14 protein-coding genes are annotated in these 18,756 nt (G+C 56.8%); 8 read left to right on the top strand and 6 right to left on the bottom strand.

The annotated features are described in order from the left end of the window. Positions 1 to 30: 30 nt before the first annotated feature. From ACN0VM_RS11120 to ACN0VM_RS11100, 5 genes are all read right to left on the bottom strand, one after another. Positions 31 to 1,041, bottom strand: a complete 1,011-nt coding sequence (locus ACN0VM_RS11120; protein WP_417450956.1) for a sugar kinase — start codon at positions 1,039 to 1,041, stop codon at positions 31 to 33. A 9-nt stretch (positions 1,042 to 1,050) separates the two neighbouring features. Beyond that, entirely contained in the window at positions 1,051 to 1,809 is a 759-nt protein-coding gene (gene kduD / locus ACN0VM_RS11115) for a 2-dehydro-3-deoxy-D-gluconate 5-dehydrogenase KduD (protein ID WP_417450955.1), read from the bottom strand. Positions 1,810 to 1,820: 11 nt separating this feature from the next. Further along, positions 1,821 to 2,663, bottom strand: coding sequence for a 5-dehydro-4-deoxy-D-glucuronate isomerase (kduI, locus tag ACN0VM_RS11110; protein WP_417450954.1), 843 nt, complete (start codon positions 2,661 to 2,663; stop codon positions 1,821 to 1,823). Positions 2,664 to 2,789: 126 nt separating this feature from the next. Further along, entirely contained in the window at positions 2,790 to 3,806 is a 1,017-nt protein-coding gene (locus tag ACN0VM_RS11105; RefSeq protein WP_417450953.1) for a LacI family DNA-binding transcriptional regulator, read from the bottom strand. A gap of 123 nt (positions 3,807 to 3,929) precedes the next feature. Next, entirely contained in the window at positions 3,930 to 5,300 is a 1,371-nt protein-coding gene (locus ACN0VM_RS11100; RefSeq protein ID WP_417450952.1) for a pectate lyase family protein, read from the bottom strand. 216 nt (positions 5,301 to 5,516) lie between these two features. Here ACN0VM_RS11100 and ACN0VM_RS11095 point away from each other — a divergent pair, with 216 nt between their 5' ends. The 5 genes from ACN0VM_RS11095 to ACN0VM_RS11075 all read left to right on the top strand — a co-directional run bounded on the left by ACN0VM_RS11095 (position 5,517) and on the right by ACN0VM_RS11075 (position 10,109). Next, entirely contained in the window at positions 5,517 to 6,356 is an 840-nt protein-coding gene (locus ACN0VM_RS11095; RefSeq protein WP_417450951.1) for a 2-keto-4-pentenoate hydratase, read from the top strand. 16 nt (positions 6,357 to 6,372) lie between these two features. Then, complete coding sequence (locus ACN0VM_RS11090) at positions 6,373 to 7,365, top strand: TRAP transporter substrate-binding protein (protein WP_417450950.1); 993 nt, start codon at positions 6,373 to 6,375, stop codon at positions 7,363 to 7,365. A 63-nt stretch (positions 7,366 to 7,428) separates the two neighbouring features. Continuing rightward, a complete protein-coding gene (locus ACN0VM_RS11085) occupies positions 7,429 to 7,956 on the top strand; it encodes a TRAP transporter small permease (protein ID WP_417450949.1) in 528 nt (175 codons plus the stop codon). Continuing rightward, positions 7,946 to 9,226: a TRAP transporter large permease gene (locus tag ACN0VM_RS11080; protein WP_417450948.1), complete on the top strand. Its 1,281-nt coding sequence runs from the start codon at positions 7,946 to 7,948 to the stop codon at positions 9,224 to 9,226. The genes ACN0VM_RS11085 and ACN0VM_RS11080 overlap by 11 nt, the downstream gene beginning before the upstream one ends. 1 nt (position 9,227) lies before the next feature. Continuing rightward, positions 9,228 to 10,109 (top strand): DUF6807 family protein, encoded by an 882-nt coding sequence (locus tag ACN0VM_RS11075; protein WP_417450947.1) that lies wholly within the window; start codon positions 9,228 to 9,230, stop codon positions 10,107 to 10,109. A gap of 259 nt (positions 10,110 to 10,368) precedes the next feature. Here the strand turns inward: ACN0VM_RS11075 and ACN0VM_RS11070 are convergent, their stop codons facing one another. Next, a complete protein-coding gene (locus ACN0VM_RS11070; RefSeq protein WP_417450946.1) occupies positions 10,369 to 13,074 on the bottom strand; it encodes a TonB-dependent receptor in 2,706 nt (901 codons plus the stop codon). A gap of 812 nt (positions 13,075 to 13,886) precedes the next feature. Here ACN0VM_RS11070 and ACN0VM_RS11065 point away from each other — a divergent pair. The 3 genes from ACN0VM_RS11065 (at position 13,887) to ACN0VM_RS11055 (ending at position 18,646) form a co-directional block, all read left to right on the top strand. After that, positions 13,887 to 15,269 carry a hypothetical protein gene (locus ACN0VM_RS11065; protein ID WP_417450945.1) on the top strand — a complete coding sequence of 461 codons (1,383 nt, stop codon included), beginning with the start codon at positions 13,887 to 13,889 and terminating at the stop codon, positions 15,267 to 15,269. Positions 15,270 to 15,371: 102 nt separating this feature from the next. Beyond that, positions 15,372 to 17,444 (top strand): LodA/GoxA family CTQ-dependent oxidase, encoded by a 2,073-nt coding sequence (locus tag ACN0VM_RS11060; RefSeq protein ID WP_417450944.1) that lies wholly within the window; start codon positions 15,372 to 15,374, stop codon positions 17,442 to 17,444. Continuing rightward, entirely contained in the window at positions 17,408 to 18,646 is a 1,239-nt protein-coding gene (locus ACN0VM_RS11055) for a tryptophan 7-halogenase (protein ID WP_417450943.1), read from the top strand. The genes ACN0VM_RS11060 and ACN0VM_RS11055 overlap by 37 nt, the downstream gene beginning before the upstream one ends. The last annotated feature ends 110 nt before the right edge of the window (positions 18,647 to 18,756 follow it).

Raw genomic sequence — 18,756 nt, 5'->3', positions numbered from 1 at the left:
TTCGCGCCCCGATTGGTAGAAAGCCGTGCTTTAGCGGCGCACATCCGATATGCCCTGCCGGAAGGCGGCAATGTCAGCGCTGGCAAAAAGGCCTGCATCCCCCGGCAAGCTGTGTTTGAGGCAGGCAAGCGCAAGGCCTGTCTCCGCCGTGTCTTCAAGCGACGCACCGGTCAGCACGCCGTGCAGCACACCGGCGGCAAAGGCATCGCCAGTACCGATCCGGTCAACAATGCCTGAGACGACAACCTCGTCTGTCTGGGCAAAATGGCCGGGCAGGTCGACACGGGCGGCAATGCGGTGCCGGTCGGCATCGTCAATGTGCCGGGCCGTTGACGCCATCAGGCTCAGGTTCGGGAAGGCATCAAACGCGGCTTCTGCCGCCGCGCGGCGCAGTGCCGGACCTTCGCCGGAAAACTCACGGTCCAGCAGTAGCGACATATCGCGGTGATTGCCGAACAAGATGTCGGCATATCCCACCAGCTCGTTGAGGATGGTGCGCGGGTCGCTGTCCCAAGCGTCCCACAGACGGGCGCGGTAATTGCCGTCAAAGGAGATTTTGATACCGTTCGCGCGGGCGTATTCCGCCGCAGCGATGGCCGCTTTTGCTGCACCGGGGCCAAGCGCGGGCGTGATGCCCGACAGATGCAAATGGCTGCAACCGTCCAGCAGTGCGGGCCAGTCCCAGCTTTCAGGCGTGGCCTCCGCGAAACAGGAGCCCGCCCGGTCATAGATCACTTCAGATGACCGCAAGCCAGCACCGGGGGTGAGGAAATAAAGACCCATACGGCCGCCTGTATAGGCAACGGTGGAACAGTCCGTCCCATGTTTGCGAATCTCGCCCACCGCCGCGCGGCCTAGCGAACTTTCGGGCACCGCGCTGATCATGCGTGTCTTATGGCCAAGATGCGCCAGACCGATCGCAACATTGGCCTCGGCCCCGCCGACAAAGGCTTCCAGCGAAGGGCTTTGCAGCAAAAGCTGCCGCCCCGGCGTCGAAAGCCGGAGCAACAGTTCACCAAAAAATGCGATGCGCTCTGTCATCAGAGGGGCCTAGCGCGCGAGCCAGCCGCCATCCACCGGGATGACAGCGCCGTGCACATAAGCCCCGGCCTCGGACGCGAGGAACACCGCAGCGCCCGAGAGGTCACTCGGCTGGCCCCAGCGACCCGCGGGGATGCGTCCGAGGATTTCCGCGTTGCGTTTTTCATCTGCGCGCAGGGCCGTGGTGTTGTTGGTGGCAAAATAACCGGGCGCGATAGCGTTCACGTTGATGCGCTTTGACGCCCATTCGTTGGCCAACAGTTTTGTCAGCCCCGCGATACCGCTTTTACTGGCGGTATAGGACGCCACGCGAATGCCACCCTGGAATGAGAGCATGGAGGCGATATTGATAATGCTGCCACCCTTGTCCGCCCCCGTCACATGGCGCGCAAACGCCTGCGAGAGAAAAAACGCGGTCTTGAGGTTGACGTTCATCACGGTGTCCCACTCGTCTTCAGTGAAGTCGAGCGCGTCATTGCGTTTGATAGTGCCTGCGTTGTTGACCAGAATATCAACCGTGCCCAAATTCTGCACAGCTGCATCCATCACGTCACCGACCACGGAAGCATCACCAAGGTCAGCCTTGATGAAATGAAACTTGCGACCCAAGGCCTTAACTTCCGCCTTTGTTTCATCCGGCGTACTGCGGCCTACGGCGGCAATGTCAGCACCCGCAGCGGCCAAACCCACCGCAAGGGCCTGACCAAGCCCGGTGTTGGCGCCGGTTACCAGCGCCACCTTGCCCGAAAGATCAAATGGATTTTGCATCGGTCCCGCCCTTATTTAAGCTGGCAGATATCAAGAACGTTCATGTCGGTGTAATCAAGGTTTTCACCACCCATGGCCCAGATAAAGGCATAGTTTTGCGTGCCTGAGCCCATATGGATCGACCATGGAGGGGAGATCACCGCTTCTTCGTTTTCGACCACGATATGACGGGCCTTGTCAGGTTCGCCCATGAAGTGGAACACGCGGTCATCGGCCGCGAGATCGAAGTAGAAATAAATTTCCGAGCGGCGATCATGCAGGTGCGGCGGCATGGTGTTCCACACACTGCCGGTGTTCAGGATCGTCAGGCCGAGCAAAAGCTGACAGGACTTGCAGGTTTCCGGCACAATATACTGGTAGATCGTGCGTTCGTTGGAGGTCTCCAGTGACCCACGCTCAAGCGGCACAGCCTTATCGATGGAGATTTTAACGATATCAAAGCGCGTGTGCGCCGGTGTGGACGCAAGGTAAAACTTCGCGGGGTTGCTTTTATCCAGGCTTTCAAACACAACGTCCTTGCAGCCCATCGGGATATAAAGCCCGTCACGCGGCTGCATCTCATAGGCCTCGCCGTCGATGGTAATGCGGCCTGCACCGCCACCCACATTCACGGCGCCCATTTCGCGGCGCTCAAGGAAGGGTTTGCCGGCAACCGGCTCAGCTTGCTCCGGCAGCGGCACAGCTTTCGAGACCGGCGCAGCACCACCGATGACAAAACGTTCGTTGTGCGAATAGTTCAGGCTGACTTCATCGGCCTTGAACATGCCGGTCACGAGATAACGCTCGCGCAGCTCGTCATTGCTGGCGCCGTCCATCATCACGGGGTGGGTTGCCTGGTAAGTCTTTTCAAACATGCTCTTCTCCTCAGATCATTGTGCGCTTGTCTTTCGCACTTCTACCGGTGCGCACCACCTGGGTAACCGGTGTCATTTTGTGGAAACATATATGGTTGGCATCAGGGGTGCAAATGAATTCTCAGCTTATTTTATCGGCCTGGCAGCAGACTCTCGCACCACGATTTTTGGCACGAAGCTTATGGGCTCAGTTGGTCGTGGGCGGTCCGGCGGTGCGAGCAGCATTTCAGCTGCTGACTTACCCATCTCGCGGATCGGGAGCTGGACGGTGGTCAGGGTCGGCGACACACGCGCCGAGATCGGTGTGTCATCGAAACCGACCACAGAAACATCGTATGGCACGCGCAGTTTCATCTCGCGCGCAGCCTGATAAACCCCAAGCGCCATTTCATCGTTACCGGCAAAAATTGCGGTCGGCCGATCAGCCCCGGAAAGTAATAAGCGGGCACATTCAACGCCTGAATCGAATGTATAACCACCCTCGACAATCATATCATCAGCGAGCGCGAGGTCATATTCCGCGAGCCCGGCCGTGAAGCCACGCAATCGCTCATGTGACGAGCGGAACATCTCCGGCCCCCGGATATGGGCGATTCGCTTGTGACCCAGCTTAGCGATATGACGCGCCGCCTCGGCCGCACCCTCGGCATCGTGGGTCCAGATCATCCGGTCCGGCTCATCCAACACCACCGACGCGATGCGCACATAAGGACAATTCACCGAGCGCAATAGTTCGGCCACCTTTTCATCTTCGGATACCGACGGCGGCAGGATGGCGCCAAACAGGCGCTGCTGCTCAAGAAACGCCTGCATGGCGTCATAAAATCGCGGTGCATTCCGGTCACATGGCCGCACCACCAATTGAAAGGACGTATCCTCTAGGGTGTCGAGTATACCCCGCTGCATGTTGACCACATATTGCGGGCTGGGGTTATCGTAGATCATGGCGACAAGGAACGAGCGACGGAAGGCAAGTGCCCGCGCCTGCAAATCAGGCGAGAAATCATGTTCAGCGATAATCGCCTTGATACGTTCCCGCGTCTCGGACCGCACCCTCGGCGATTCGTTGATCACCCGAGAGACTGTCTTCTTCGACACGTTCGCAAGCCTGGCGATGTCGTTGATCGTCAGTTTGGTTTTCACTGTTTACTTTCCCCTCGTCCGTCGCGGCGCGAGCGCCGCGACAGGCCCATCCATGCCTTGCGCTAAATTTTCCGGAGCTTAGTTCGCACGCTGACGAGATACCAGCCCCAATTTCACCCGCCCCTAGGTACCACGCGCCTTGCTGCCGCTGTCCAGTGCTTCTGGTGTGCGGGGGGTCATATCGTCAAGGTTCCAAAGCGACGGCTCAAAGGCGCGGCGGGTTACATCCATTTTGGGATACCCGCCCACTTCCTCTTCGCTATCAATGATAGTGCCCCGACCTTCAGCAACATCAGCAAGCACCCGCGTATCGTTATAGTCACGGTCCCAAGGGCGGGCACCCACGGTGGCCAATACCCAGGCCTCAACATCCTGCGCAGGCTTGGCCTTCAGTCCCGCCGGCCAATCAAGCGGCTTTTTCGCCTTGATAATACGTGCGCGACCCGTGGTGTAGCGGCCAACCTCCGGCAACGGATGACCGATGCGGTCCACGGCGATATTGTCCTTGCTGTAATAGTCAAGGTCGCCGATACCACCGATCATCAGGAAACTGGACGGCACCGGCGTGTCAGGTCCTGCACGCAGCACATTGCCCACGGCTGTCATATGACCGTTCACCGGCGGCACGTCACCCCACTCAAGCCCTTGCAGGTTATAGTGGACAGCGCGTTGGCCCGGATTATAGATGAAATTATTCACGATCACGCCGCGCACACCGCCCTTGAATAAAGGGCTGCGTTCAAAATTATGTGCATAGAGGTTGGCATAAATCAGGATATCGCTGACATTGTCATGAATCAGCGAACCTTTGGAGTGCTCGCCCTTGGCATGTGTCGAATGCGAAAGCCCTTCCGCCACAAGGTTATGGCTGAAGGTGATTTTATGCGACGTGCCTTTATGCCATTCGTCCAGGCTTTCGCCGGTAAAACGTGGACCGGAGGCGGACATATTCTCGTCCGTGGCCCAAGTGAGCGAGCAGTGGTCCACAATCACATTATAGGCGCCAGCCGTGGTGGTAACCGCGTCAATATCATGGCCGCTGCGTTTGGCGTACCCGCCTTCCCCGGGCCGGATGCGCAGATGCTGCACGATCACATCATGGGTGGCGATCGTCAGGCCACCCCGGATGATTGTGATGCCGGGCGAAGGTGCCGTCTGACCGGCGACAGTGACAAACGGTGATGTAAGCCTGAACTCTGTTGCACCAAGGTCGATAACGCCGCCGACCTCAAAAACCACGATGCGCGGGCCGTCAGCCGCGAGCGCTTCAACCAGTGATCCCGGACCCTCGGCGTTCAGGTTTGTGACCTTGATAATTTTGCCGCCACGGCCGCCCGGCGTGTGTTTTGCCCACCCCTCAGCGTCCGGGAAGGCAAGCCTGACCTGCCCGTCCGCATCAGCATGCGCCGGTGAATATTGGCCAACAATCGCAAATACAGCCAAAAAACAGGCCGCAACGATGGCGCCACAGAACGACTTAAGTCGCAACTTCATAGAATTTCTCCCCTTTTTCGCCCCGCTTGCCAAGACCTTCGGGACTTAAACTAAAAACAGCAACCAATAACATTTGCAAATGACACCGGTTTCCTATAGCGTTCCTCCTGCCTCGTGGGAAGCGGGGAATATGACCTTGAGTATAGCTTAACCAAAAAATGACACCGGTTACCATAGTTTTATTCAGATTATGTTTGCGGGAACAGGGAAGACCATATGAATAGCATCAAACACCCATCCGCGGGAGGTATTGCCCGCGCATTTGTGTCGGCTCGGGCCAAGGGCCAGGCAATTGCGGACTTTCCCGGTGCCATCCCGGCAGACCTGGATGAAGCCTATGCAATTCAGGATGCCGCCATTGACCTGTGGCAGGATGACATCGGCGGCTGGAAAGTGGGCCGTATCGGTGAACCGCTCGCCACGGAATTTGGTGTAGACCGACTGGCCGGGCCAATTTTTAAACGCCATATCTGGTGCGCAGGTGCAGACACCACCGACTTCCCGATCTTCGCGGGCGGCTTTGGTGCTGTGGAAGCCGAATTCATACTGGAAGTTGCCGACGACACACCGGCGGATAAAACCGTGTGGACACGCGATGAGGCAAAAGCTGTTATCTCCGCCGTTTATACCGGCGTTGAGATCGCCAGTAGCCCGCTGGCCACGATCAACCAACATGGCCCGCGCGTTATCGTTTCCGACTTTGGCAACAACGCCAGCCTGATTGTCGGGCCAGAGCTTGATGGCTGGCAAACCCGGCCATTTGACGACTGGCGCGTAGAAACATTTATCGAGGACGACAGCATCGCCACCGGTACCGCTGCAGGCCTGCCGGGCGGACCGTTTGAATCGGTGCGGTTCCTGCTGGAACTGTCGGCAAAACGCGGTATGCCGCTCAGGCGAGGCTGTCTTATCTCCAGTGGCGCTATCTCGGGCGTTCATGACATCCTGCCCGGCCAACGCTCGCGCATCAGCTTTGGTAAAGATGGTGATATTTTCTGCGCAGCCGTCAAAGGTGGGGCCGAGCCTGAAGCCTACCCTGACGCTTTCACCGCGTAAAAGGAGACCCGCCGTCATGATGAACCGACGCCATCTGCTCACGAGTCTTGCTGCCGCCACTGCCTTGCCTGCACTCGGCGGGATCGCCCGCGCCAGCACGCCAGCACAGACCCTGCGTGTTGCGGAAGTGCATGTACATGACTTCCCGACAGTGAAGGCCATGCAATGGATGAACGCTGAACTGCAGCATGCCTTTGGTGGCAACCTTGGCATGCGCGTATACCATTCCGGCCAGTTGGGCCGAGAGAAAGACACGCTGCAGCTTGCCCGCGTAGGCGCGCTTGCCTGCACCCGGGTGCACAGCTCCGCGCTGAATAACGCGGTGCCGGCAACGCGCATCATGTCGCTGCCCTATGTGTTCGATTCTACTGACCATATGCGCCGGGTTTTCGACGGCCCGGTTGGCGAAGAGATTCTCGCCGCCTGCCGCTCCATCGGCCTGATTGGCTTGGCAATTTACGATTCGGGTTCACGAAATTTCTATAATACTCGCCATGCCATCGAAACACCTGAAGACCTGCATGGTTTGAAGCTTCGTGTACCACAATCCGACATCTTCATCGAAACCGTGGCCGCGCTTGGTGCCAACCCGACACCGCTGTCGTATGGCGAGGTGTTCTCAAGCCTGCAGACACATCTGATTGACGGCGCGGAAAACAACTGGCCGAGCTTCCAGACCAGCCAGCAGTACAAGATTGCCAATTACTGGTCAGAGACAGAACATTCTTTTGCCCCCGATATCCTGCTGATGTCGGAGAAAGTCGCGAACGCGCTGGGCGCGGCAGAGCGGGACTTCATGATTGGTGCCGCCAAACGGTCCGTGCCGGTGATGCGGCAACACTGGGACGCGGCGGTCGGCAAGTCTCGCGACATTGTTCTGTCGGAAGGCGTAAAGATCAACCCGGTAGACAAGGACGCGTTCAGGAAAGCGGCGGAACCGCTTCTGGACCGTTACCTGAAAGACCCGGAAATTCGCCGCCTTTATGAAGCGGTGCGCGCGCAGGCCTGAGGCCGGATGCGCAAGTGCCCACACACGCGGGCGTGACGACATGCAACCCCTGGGGAGGGATAGATGACCGATAGTGATGGCCTCGAAAGTGGCCCTTTCCGAATACTGGCACTTCTGGCGCTTATAGGTTCGTGCAGTTCCCTTGTGGCGCTGGTGCTGGTGGAAGTATGGCAAGTGATCGGGCGGTATGCGCTCAATGATTCGCCAAGCTGGACCGAACCGGTAGCCTTGCTGCTACTTAAATTTGCACTCATGCTGGGTGCGGCGGTCGGCATCAGAAGCGGCGCGCATTTCCGCTTTCTGTTGCTGGTCGAGGTCAGCGGCCCCAAATGGCGCGCCCGGCTTGAAGCCATTGCACTTGTGGTATGTGCCCTCATCGGTGCCGTGCTAACCATCTGGTCATCCATCATGGCCACAGACACCTGGGGCATCAAGGTCGCGGGGGCCGCACTGCCCACGGGCATCTATTTTGTGCCGTTCTTCACCGGTGGCGCGCTCATCTGTCTGTTCGCGATTGAGCGCCTGTTTCTGCCCGCACCCAAGACCGAACCCCCTGTGACAGAGACATTGGAGCAAACCCATGGCCGTTAGTATCCTGTTTTTTGTCTTTCTGGCGCTTCTGCTTCTGGGTGTGCCGGTCGCCTTTGCCCTGGCCAGCGCCTCGTTTCTGACAGTGCTTTACCTCGGCCTTCCCGCTCATGTGTTTGTGATTGAAACCGTGGCCGGGACCGACAGCTCAACGCTGATCGCAATCCCGCTGTTTATCTTTGCCGGGCAACTCATGATGTCGGGCGGAATTTCCGCCAAGCTGATTTCACTGGCGACCGCCTTTGTCGGCCATATCCGTGGCGGCCTGGGACAGGTGAACGTACTGTCGTGCCTGTTTTTTGGCGGCGTCTCGGGCTCCGCGCTTGCGGACGTGTCTGCTGTGGGCGGTGCCATGATCCCGCAAATGGTCAAACGGGGTTATGACCGGGATTACGCTGTCAATGTGACGGTGGCCTCCGCGTTGGTGGCGCTTCTGGTGCCGCCGTCCCATAACCTTATTCTGTATTCCGCTTCTGCTGGCGGCTCGATCTCGATCGCGGACCTGTTTGCCGCGGGTATTATCCCGGCACTGATGCTGATGATTGCCATCATGTTCACCGCCTATATCATTGCCCGCAAGCGTGGTTACGAGACCGCCAAATTCCCCGGTTTTTCCGAACTGGCCGTGCGGTTCATCGCAGCCTTGCCGGGCCTGCTGCTGATTTTTGTCATCTTTGGCGGTATCCGCGCCGGCATCTTCACCGCGGTCGAAAGTGCGTCGGTCGCCGTGCTCTATGCCCTTGCCGTAACGGCGCTTCTGTACCGCGACCTGCCGTGGTCGGAGTTTTTTGCAGCCTGTATGCGTGCGGCCCGCATGAGCGGGGTCATCCTTTTTGTCATCAGCTCCGCCGCTGCCTTCGGCTGGCTCATGGCCTACCTTGAAGTACCGACCAAAGCGGTTGAGGCAATCAGCGCCCTGACCGACAGCCCGATCGGTATCCTGATCCTGATCAACATCGCGCTTCTGATCCTTGGTACCTTCATGGACATGGCGCCGTTAATCATCATATGCACACCGATCTTCCTGCCAATTGCAAAAGCCTTTGGTATCGACCCTGTGCACTTTGGCATCATCCTTGTGCTCAACGCCGGGATCGGGCTGATTACACCGCCTGTGGGGTCGGTGCTGTTTGTCGGCACAGCCATCGGCAAGATCAGTATCGCGCAGACACTCAAGACCCTGTGGCCGTTTTATCTGGCTGGGCTCGCTGTGCTGATACTGGTGGCTTACGTGCCGATTATCTCAATGTGGCTGCCTAACCTGCTGAAGTAATATGGCGAAAAGGTTATACTCCTTCCTGTTGTGCGCGGCCGTCACATCGGTGGCCGCGTGCAGCGAAGCGCCAGATACCACGCTGAGCATCCGCAACGCGGCAGACCATATCGATGTCGCCGACGACACGGGTCTGATGCTCAGGTACCAGACCAGCCCGCCCGACAGCGCAGAACCCTGGCGCACCAACTACCTGCACCCTGTCATGGCACCGTCAGGCGCCCCTGTTACCGAGAACGCCCCCGCAGATCATATCCACCACCGGGGTATCTTCTGGTCGTGGCGTGGTTTGTTTATCAGCGGTAAAGGCGTGGGCGATGCTTGGGTGGGTGACCATATAACCTATATCCCGGTCAGCCGGTCCACAAACACCTTGCCGGACGGCGGTGTGGAGCTCCGCACCACGACAGTCTGGCGCACAGACGCCACCCCAACACCGACGGATTTCCTGCACGAGGATACCGAGGTGCATGTTTGGCCCACAAAGGACGGCAGAAGCAGGTTACACGTCCGTGTGGCGCTTACGGCACTTGTGGACGGTGTGGCCATCGCCGGATCTGACAATGAAAAGGGCTATGGCGGGATGTCCTTCCGCTTTGGCCGGGCCGACAGGATGGATATTACCTCAGGCAGGAAAAGCCTGCAGGCGACACCTGCGCCTGTTATAACCGGCGATGAAGTAGAATTCCGCTTCCGCGCACCGCCGCCGGGCTGGCCATCTGCCATTGCCGTCGCCTGCAAGGTTGATGGCGCACCCTGGCACAGCTGGATTTTGCGGCAGGAACTGAGCATGCAGAACTGCGCCTATCCCGGCCGCATACCGGCCACGGTATCCACCCAGCGCCCGCTCATACTCGAAGCCGCCATCACCATCACGCAATAAACCGCCCCGCCTCAGGGAAAAGGGGGATAAAAAAAACCTGAAGCGGCTTGGAGGTCCACTTCAGGCGAAGGTTGAGAACCAGGACAGAGGTCGTTTGGAAGGGGTTCCGTCCTGCCCCAAGAGAGAATAAACGCTCAATCGTCACTGACGAGGGAGAGTAGAATCATCGGCGGGTATAAATGCCGAAGCCGGAGGTCTCAGAGCCTGAGACCCCGGAGGCTGGGGCATAGGCTTCGTCGCCCTGCCCCAACAATCGGTTTTAGAACTTGTACCGGGCACCGAAGATAACGTTACGGCCGGTGTGGTGGTAGACGTATGGCAGATCGATGGATCCGTCTTCCACCAAATGACGCTGATTGAATTTGGTGTCGGTCAGGTTCACGGCTTCAACGGTTACATCCAGATTCTCCGTCAATGCATAGGATGCCGAGAAATCGAGGCTGAAGCCACCCTCTACCAACCTGTCCGGATACTGGATGAGGAAGTCATCACGATAAGAACCAGCGAAACGTGCGCTGAACTTCTCGTCCTCATAATAGAGGGTCACATTATAGGCATTCTCGGAAAGGCCGACCAGTTGGCCAAGGTCATCCGCCTCACCAGGCGCGGCATAATTCACCTCAGAAGTCACATAGGTATAGTTGGTAGTCACACCCATATTGCCGAGGAAACCGTCCCACCATGAGAATGGTGTCTGGAAAATAACCTCGAAGCCCTTAAGGTTCCCGCCGTTACCGTTGACATTGCGGGTAACCGTGAACGGTGTATTACATTGCCCTTCAATCGGTGACGCGTCCAGTAGGCTGCATGGAAGCCCAAGAGTATCAAACGGGATATTGTCTTCCGAGATGCGGGCGATGAAGGAGTCGATCTTCTTGTAGAAACCTGAAACCGAAAACAGCGCTTCTTCAGCAAAATACCATTCAAACGATACATCAAATGCGTCAGCCTTGAACGGTGCCAGGTCAGGGTTACCAAAGCTCAGCGTAGGATCGCCAAACACGCCAATTGAGCCACCAGGCGTCAATGAGCCAAGTGAAGGACGCGACATCACCTTCGAGTAGGAGCCTCTCACAATGAAATCTTCCGTCACATTCAGGGCCGCATTAAACGCGGGCAGGACATCGGTGTAGCTATTTTCTACAACGACCGTCTCGCCTGAGAGGATACCGGTTGATTCAAGCTTGGTTTCAACAACCCGGACACCGGCGTTGGCCCGAAACGGCATTTCGCCAAACTGGGTGTCAATATTAAGCTGGATGTAACCACCGAGATCTTCTTCTTTGACATTGCGAATGTCACCGGAACGCGGTGTCGCAGGCAGATTATAGAGATCAACTAGAGCAGCGCCTGCGTCGATGTTCGGGTCAATCCAGGACGTGTCCACGCCTGCTGGCAGATCCAGACCTGAGCCAAAACCATCCAGCAAGCCAGCAAGAGAGGCTGTAACAGGTACGCTGGCACCCAGCACATCGGCAACCTGATCATCCCGGCGTGCTTCCGCTACATCGAATTCGTACTTTTTCCAGTTACCACCCATAGTTACGCTCAGTTCGTCACTCAGGTCATATTCCAGATTGAACTGCAGGGTGTCGAAACTGTTATCGGCATGGTTTGGACGGTCACGGAACTCTGTATATTCAAACGCACCCGGGTCGGTTACGTTAAAACCATAGTCGAAGGACGGCAGGTTTTCGTCAGCTGAATAATCATAGCTATAACTGTCTGCACGGGCGTCGAAAATGATGGTGGTTTGTACAGGGTTGTCAAATTTCGATTTGGACGTACCCAACAGCGCATCAGCACGAAAACGATCTGAGAAATCATGCTCGATCGTAGCCGTTACCTGATAAAAATCAGTCTCCAACTCATCAAGGCGGTTTTCCACCCGAATGAAGGCGTTATTGAATGTGCCAGACACCAGCTTGCCGTTATCGATGGCATAATCAACGACATCCATCTCATCTTCATTGTTGCGAATCAGAGCCTCAAGAAACTGTTCCTGCCGCGTACCCTTGAGCGAGCCGTATAGACCTTCAATCACAATTTCCGTATTTTCACCGGGGGCAAATTGAAGTGCCGCATTGATGCCCAGTCGCTCCTGATCATGGCTCAGCCTGCCGTACCGAGGGATGCGCGGGTGATAGGCCGCGTTAACGGCGGCAAAGTCGGCATCTGACGCACAGCCCGAACAAGAAGCGAAATCATTGTTTTGCCACCGCACGGTGCTTGCCCCTTCTTCAAGAATATCCCGCTGGGAATAGGACACGGCAAGCAATAGGCCGACGGTTTTGTCGTTCCACGTATTAGAATACAGCGCTGATGCTCTGGGGCTTATTTTATCGGAAAGGTCATTATACAAACCCTGCGCCGAGACAACGATTGTCTCACCGTCATAGCTAAAGGGCCGCCCGGTATTCAAGTCAACCGTCGCACCCAGCGCGCCCTCATCAATGGAAGCTTCCGCCGTCTTGTGAACGATGAGCGAGTTGAAAAGCTCTGAAGCAAAGATGTTGAAGTCAAACTGCCGTGACCGGTTGGCACCACCGGAACTGTCGGTACCGCCTGACGTACCGAGCCCTTCCATACCATTTACCCGAACACGGGTAAACTGTGGCCCAAGGCCCCGCACCGTAATGTTGCGACCCTCACCAGCTTCGCGTCGGATGGAAACACCTGGGATACGCTGCAATGACTCCGCTAGGTTGAGATCCGGAAAATCAGCGATATCCTCCGCCATGATGGCATCGACAGAGCCAACCGAATCGCGTTTCGCGCTAAGCGCTGCCTGCAGACTGCTGCGAAAGCCGGTAACGACAATTTCTTCCAGCGAATCGACTTCAGCGGCGTCAGAGCTTGTGTCCTGCGCCCACGTGATTGCAGGCACTGCGGCCACCATAATTGCTGATGAGATAACGGTACCCAGCAGCCGCGCATGGCGGCGCCGATTGATATTGGTGATCATGTTAAACCTCCCCAGGTTATATCGCCGACTACCCTTAAGGGGCGCTGGCGTCAATTGTGAACCTTCCAGTCTGATAATCAGATTTCACTTGCCTCTTCCCAAAGGCAGACCGTAATGACACCGGTGTCATAGAAGGTGATACCGGTGTCATTTGGATTGTTATACCGCAAACATTTTAACCCGACAAGTGTTTTGACAGAAAAATGACACCGGGGTCATTCTTTACTGAGAGCCAATCACGGCGACGCCGGTCTCTGGTTAGCACCATCTTGGCTTTTCCCGGGGCCTTGCTCAGCACGTTCTACTACACTTGGGTCTGACTTTCGCACTACATCGCTCTCGACCACATTTCTCTGGGCCACATTGACTTGTACCCAACCGGAAGGAACCATTTTAAGCCAGACTACGCTGAGGCAAGCATTACCCCAATCAAACGGGCATCCGGCGGCGAGCGCATTCGTTTCTTTGCCTGAGGTGACCCGCGGCGCATTACCACTGCGCCGAATGCAGTGATTCGGTGCCTTGGCCGGGCGCCTGACGTTCTGATGGGATTGTCCCGCTACCCCAGCGTGCTAAACGGTGCAAATACCGCTATAAATGGCATGAAATAAATTTTTAATTTAGCATTTTGTCCAAAATACAATTATATATCAGGATATAAACTTTATAGTTGTTTATTGGCATCCAAAGATTGAAGAACGCCATGTGGTCGCAGAGCATGAATTGTGCCTTGTCCCGTCATACGGTTCCGCCCAGCGGTACGCTACAATCCGGATGCTACTAACCGCAATCCCAAACGGGGGGAGACTGGTATGAAGCAGTATATGGCAAAGGCGGCCCTTGTGGCCGGAACGATCATGATCATGGCCATCACGCCATGGTCGGGGGCCAACGCATATGGCGGGTCGTCGTGCCCGACGGAAAATATCGACAGCTGGTTTCCCCACAGCCAGACTCCAGAACCTGACAACGCAAACTTTGACAGCAGCACTATCTGCAATTTCCATGAATGGTCGTGGCAGATGTTCCTGTGGCTAACACAAGACGATGGCGGCCAGCCGCGATTTCTGAGCTTCGCGTCGCCCTATGAGCTTCTGGGCGTTGAAACACGTGGTGTATTGATGCCGCGCATGGGCAAAAGCGACAAGGCGGAGACCTTTGACGAATTCCTCCAAGCCGGCACAGACGGTATCTTTGTCGACCAGAACGGCAACGCGGTCTATTACTCCCAGTATCTGGACGACACCTTTGTCAAATTCATGGAAGACAATGATCTCACAAACCCAGACGCCGCCCGCGCGTTTAACGCCACCACATCTTTCCCCATTGGCTCCCTTGAACTGAAAGCATCGTGGCGAATCGTCGAAAACGGCGAAGACACCAGCAGATTCTTCACCATGAAATCTTCCGTCTACGGCCTTGCCAACGAGGGCGGCAAAATCGTTATCGACACCAGCGACATCCGCGAGGTCACCTTGGCGCTCGTCGGCTTTCATATTGGTGGCGTGGTAAAAGGTCATCCGGAGATGATCTGGGCAACGTTTGAGCAGGTTGAAAATGCACCGAATGTGCCATCCGACTTCACCCCGACCACGATAATCTCTAAAGATGACTATACGTTTTATGAGGGCGGCACACCCTTTTCGGGCTGCAATATCAACTACGCCAAATCGCCCGACCTGAAACTTGACGAGGCAACACAAAAATTGTCACCCATCACGCAGGCGTGTCGGCAATACGAGTTTGGCAACAGCGCCACGAACGACCCCAAACTGCAAGCAAGCGTAGAGACAAACGACCTCAATGTCTCTGACATGAATAAGGCGGTGATGCCGCGACTTGCTGCCGAGGACGACGTATGGGCCAATTACCGCGAGGTGGGTGCCATATGGTTCCGCCCGACAAATGCGCTCAAGCCCGGCATGACCTTGGCGACCGATTTTGACAGTGCTGGCAACCAGCTTCTGATTGGTTCGCTGAAACTGTCCAACGCGACGATTGAGACGTTCACGCAGATACAAAGCACCATGAACAACTGTTTTCGTTGTCACAATACGGAACAGGTGTTCCCGCCTTCAGCAGAGCTGATGCCCTTGCCTGCCAAGAACATCAATATCTCGCACGCTTTCCAGAATATCTATTTCTGGTCCCAGCAGATGAAGAACGGCGACGAGCTTTTACCCGCCAAGAACTGAAGCGCGGCAACCCGGCGCGCCCCACAAATGGGCGTGCCGGGTTCCCGCCTCACGTGCAACCGACACACAGAATACTGACACACAGAATTCAGGGGAACTTCAATGTCTGACACCTATTTCAGGGTCCATCCCAATATCAACTTTGCCCGTGTAGGCAATTCGAAAGAATATTACATCGCGCCTGAAACCGCCGCCGGCGACCTTATCGATAAGAAAACCGGCCTGTTTGGCGGCCTGCCCATCAAGCCCGGCACCGAAGATACGCCGATTGAAGCTGCCGATTTCCGCGACAACGACCAGAATGTGAAACGCCAGGCGGCGCGTTTCCGAATCTATGCCTATGACAGTCCGCAAGAGGAATATCCGGCGGCGGACGGCGGGCACGAAGTGCAGGTCGGTGACACGGTGGGCGGCAAGAAAATCACCGACATCGTCTGGACCGTGCACCTGGCAAACAAGAAGAACAACTTCTACCAGATCACCAGCGCTAATGGAGAAGAAGAAGGCATCAACGCCTATAAGGGTATCAACCCCGACACCGGCAAGCCGAACCACCCGCCTGTGCGCGACCCGAGTTTTGGTGACGACCTTGCCAATACCACCCGGCGCAGCCAACTGGTGATTGACGCGGGCCCCCGCGCCATCCATTCCGCAAGTGGCGCAGGCACCGCCATTTCCTTTGACGCCAATACCCCCTGCAAATACGCCGACAGCACTGGCAAGGTTCATGACGTGCCCAACTACCCCGTCAGCTTCCCGGATGATCATTTCAATATGTACCAGTATGACGGCGCCATCGACACGCTTGGCGAACTGGAGATCGAGAAAGGCACAGGCCGGTTGATTGTCGCTGGTGCTTATGGCCGCGCCAGCGGGATTATCCAGCCGGACGGCAACGCACCCGCCATGACCGACCCCATTGATAACGACTACTGGTTCGACGACACCTCGGATGGGCCGGTGAACGCTGTTGTTGTCTTCGACGACGGGAGCACACAGGAGGTTGTCGGCGGCTGGGTTGTCACCACAGACCCCGGCTATGCGCCGCAAACCCGCAACGTGGTTTCCACCTGGGATGACATGTTCAACACCTGGGTTGAAGAGCTGGGCCTGATCCCCTCGCTATACAGCGGCGGCCAGTACCAGCCCAGCTACCAAGCATCATTCTACGGCGATATCCTGCCGGTCTTCCACGGCGCTTTCCTGCAACGCTGGAATACCAGCCTGCCCGACAAGGGCGTGAACGGTCATAACTATATGGCCCAGATCAGCTATCAGGATAACCCCAAGGAGCGCATCCCCAACTTCAAGGATCTGCTGCGCGACCCCAACAACCCGGACGAGGACGGGGAAGGCGTGAAAATGCCGCTGGCGCTTGGCGACGCAACCAAAAGCTTCCTGTCCCTCAGCCCCACGCAATATTTCCTCATGATGCAGTGGTATGACGGTGTGTCGGTCGAGGACGCCCCCGCCATTGGCGGCGGTGAAGCGCTGGACCGTGACGTGCTGCACAACTGCCTTGGCGGGCGGTATTCGCCGGGCATTGACCTGACCTTCATTGTACGGGACGTAAACCTCTATAAACAAAGCTGGCAGGGCGAAACCGGGCCGTTCCGGGTGAACCAGCAGCCGCTGGACTATACCAAGGCCAGCAAGGATGAGCCTTTCCTCGGCGTGGGCTATGTCCCGTTACAGAAAGCGATGGTCGAACCGGGAGACCTGTGTAAGTTCATGTCTCAGCCCTGGCACACCGACTATAACAGCTGTGCAGTGCATGAGCCCGACCCCAACCCGCGCCAGAATAACACGCTCTATTGGTCATGGCCCGCGCAGCGCCCGGTGCAGGTTCACCCGGCCAACCTGTGCACCTTTGACACGAACAATAAAGTCTGGAACCTTGGTGGCCAGCTGTTCTCTGTTCGCGGTGACGGTGAAGGCGCCGATAACGGCACCCACACCAACTATCCGCAAAATGAGGGGCGCTACCAGCTCTACCCGGATTTTGTCGCCAACTGGCACAAGGTCGGCTTCATCATCCAGGGTACCCAGATTCCGGCTGATCAGGGCAGCAACTACGGCGCTGACAAGTTCCTTGAAGTCGCCAGCCTGTTCACCTCGAACGGTGACGTTGTACAGCCATGGCCAACGTCGGCTATTCCCAAAGCCAAAAGCTGACCGGCACCGCCGTGCCCGAACAGGATGATCATAACCGCAAGACCATCGCCATCATTGGCGGTGGTCCCGCAGCTTCTGCTACTGCGCTGTCCTTCCTGCGTGCCCTGAAGCCACCGGACGACAGGCCAAGCGCGCCTTCCGTCTCGGTCAAAATATTCTGCGAGCCTCCACCAAATGCCATCCGGGTCGGGGAAAGCATCCCCCCTGCCGCGACTCCTGCCCTGCGTGCACTGGGGCTGGGAGATCTATTAAACAATCCGGTCGACAAGAACAATCTGCACGGTCCACACCGGCCCTGCCCCGGGAGCACATCGCTCTGGAGCAGCAAGGAGCCAGGCTATAATGACTTCATGTTTGAAGTCATGGGGCATGGCTATCACCTTGACCGCGCCTGTTTCGACAGCCAGATGCTCAGAGAAGCAATCATAGCCGGAGCGTCTGTTTATCAGGGTTGGCGGCTTGTGGGCGCACGCGAGTACCCTGAGGGGGCTTTATTGGAATTCTCGGTCCCGGAGAAAAAACGCCATACGATCAAGGCAGATTTCGTTGTTGACGCGTCCGGGCTGCCCGCAGCCTATGCACGGCGCATCGGCGTCATGCGTAATACACTCGATGACGTTGTTTTCCTTTGTGCAATTGTAGACATGCCCGCAGGCGAAGCCATGTCGGAGCGAACATTGGTCGAATCCGTTGAAGACGGCTGGTGGTACGCGGCGCGCCTGCCAGACAATAAAGCGATCATCACATACTGTACCGATGCTGCCCTGGTGAAAGAGCAAAACCTGCGCGACCCCGCGCGGTGGCGCCAAGCTTTTCGCAACACCGTATGGTTACACCATCAGATACCAGCCAGCGCCGTGCCGGACAGTATATCCATTATACCCCGTGCAGCCCCATCCAGCCTCCTGTCCGCGGTATATGGCGAAAGCTGGCTTGCTGTGGGCGACGCGGCCAGCAGCTACGACCCAATCTCGTCCGCAGGCATAACCAAGGCCCTGATGCACGGGCATGACGCCGGAACCGCCATCGCCCATAAACTCATCTTTGGTCACACAGAAAAGCTGCAAGCCTATGGCCGCCGCGTCTTTCACGATTTTGAACAGTTTGCGCGCGTAAGGGCACAGCTATACGGAAGTGAAAGCCGCTTCGCAGGCAAGCCCTTCTGGCGGCGGCGCCTCGGCCTTGCCGACAACCTTCCATGAGCAAAAGACACCCGCCGATCAAGTCAGTTGGTCAAGTTTCTGACATGCTGCTGTGCTAAAGTGAATACCGACTCGCGAGATTACCCGCGGGCCTGTTTTGTGTTCTTCTT

It is taken from the genome of Kordiimonas sp. (assembly GCF_048260245.1).
Classification (GTDB): domain Bacteria; phylum Pseudomonadota; class Alphaproteobacteria; order Sphingomonadales; family Kordiimonadaceae; genus Kordiimonas.
This window is presented reverse-complemented; position numbering and strand designations above follow the sequence as displayed.

Coding starts and splice junctions, on each gene's coding strand:
- ACN0VM_RS11120 (WP_417450956.1), bottom strand. CDS start 1,041: ATGACAGAGCGCATCGCATTTTTTGGTGAACTGTTGCTCCGGCTTTCG.
- kduD (WP_417450955.1), bottom strand. CDS start 1,809: ATGCAAAATCCATTTGATCTTTCGGGCAAGGTGGCGCTGGTAACCGGC.
- kduI (WP_417450954.1), bottom strand. CDS start 2,663: ATGTTTGAAAAGACTTACCAGGCAACCCACCCCGTGATGATGGACGGC.
- ACN0VM_RS11100 (WP_417450952.1), bottom strand. CDS start 5,300: ATGAAGTTGCGACTTAAGTCGTTCTGTGGCGCCATCGTTGCGGCCTGT.
- ACN0VM_RS11095 (WP_417450951.1), top strand. CDS start 5,517: ATGAATAGCATCAAACACCCATCCGCGGGAGGTATTGCCCGCGCATTT.
- ACN0VM_RS11090 (WP_417450950.1), top strand. CDS start 6,373: ATGATGAACCGACGCCATCTGCTCACGAGTCTTGCTGCCGCCACTGCC.
- ACN0VM_RS11085 (WP_417450949.1), top strand. CDS start 7,429: ATGACCGATAGTGATGGCCTCGAAAGTGGCCCTTTCCGAATACTGGCA.
- ACN0VM_RS11080 (WP_417450948.1), top strand. CDS start 7,946: ATGGCCGTTAGTATCCTGTTTTTTGTCTTTCTGGCGCTTCTGCTTCTG.
- ACN0VM_RS11075 (WP_417450947.1), top strand. CDS start 9,228: ATGGCGAAAAGGTTATACTCCTTCCTGTTGTGCGCGGCCGTCACATCG.
- ACN0VM_RS11070 (WP_417450946.1), bottom strand. CDS start 13,074: ATGATCACCAATATCAATCGGCGCCGCCATGCGCGGCTGCTGGGTACC.
- ACN0VM_RS11065 (WP_417450945.1), top strand. CDS start 13,887: ATGAAGCAGTATATGGCAAAGGCGGCCCTTGTGGCCGGAACGATCATG.
- ACN0VM_RS11060 (WP_417450944.1), top strand. CDS start 15,372: ATGTCTGACACCTATTTCAGGGTCCATCCCAATATCAACTTTGCCCGT.
- ACN0VM_RS11055 (WP_417450943.1), top strand. CDS start 17,408: ATGGCCAACGTCGGCTATTCCCAAAGCCAAAAGCTGACCGGCACCGCC.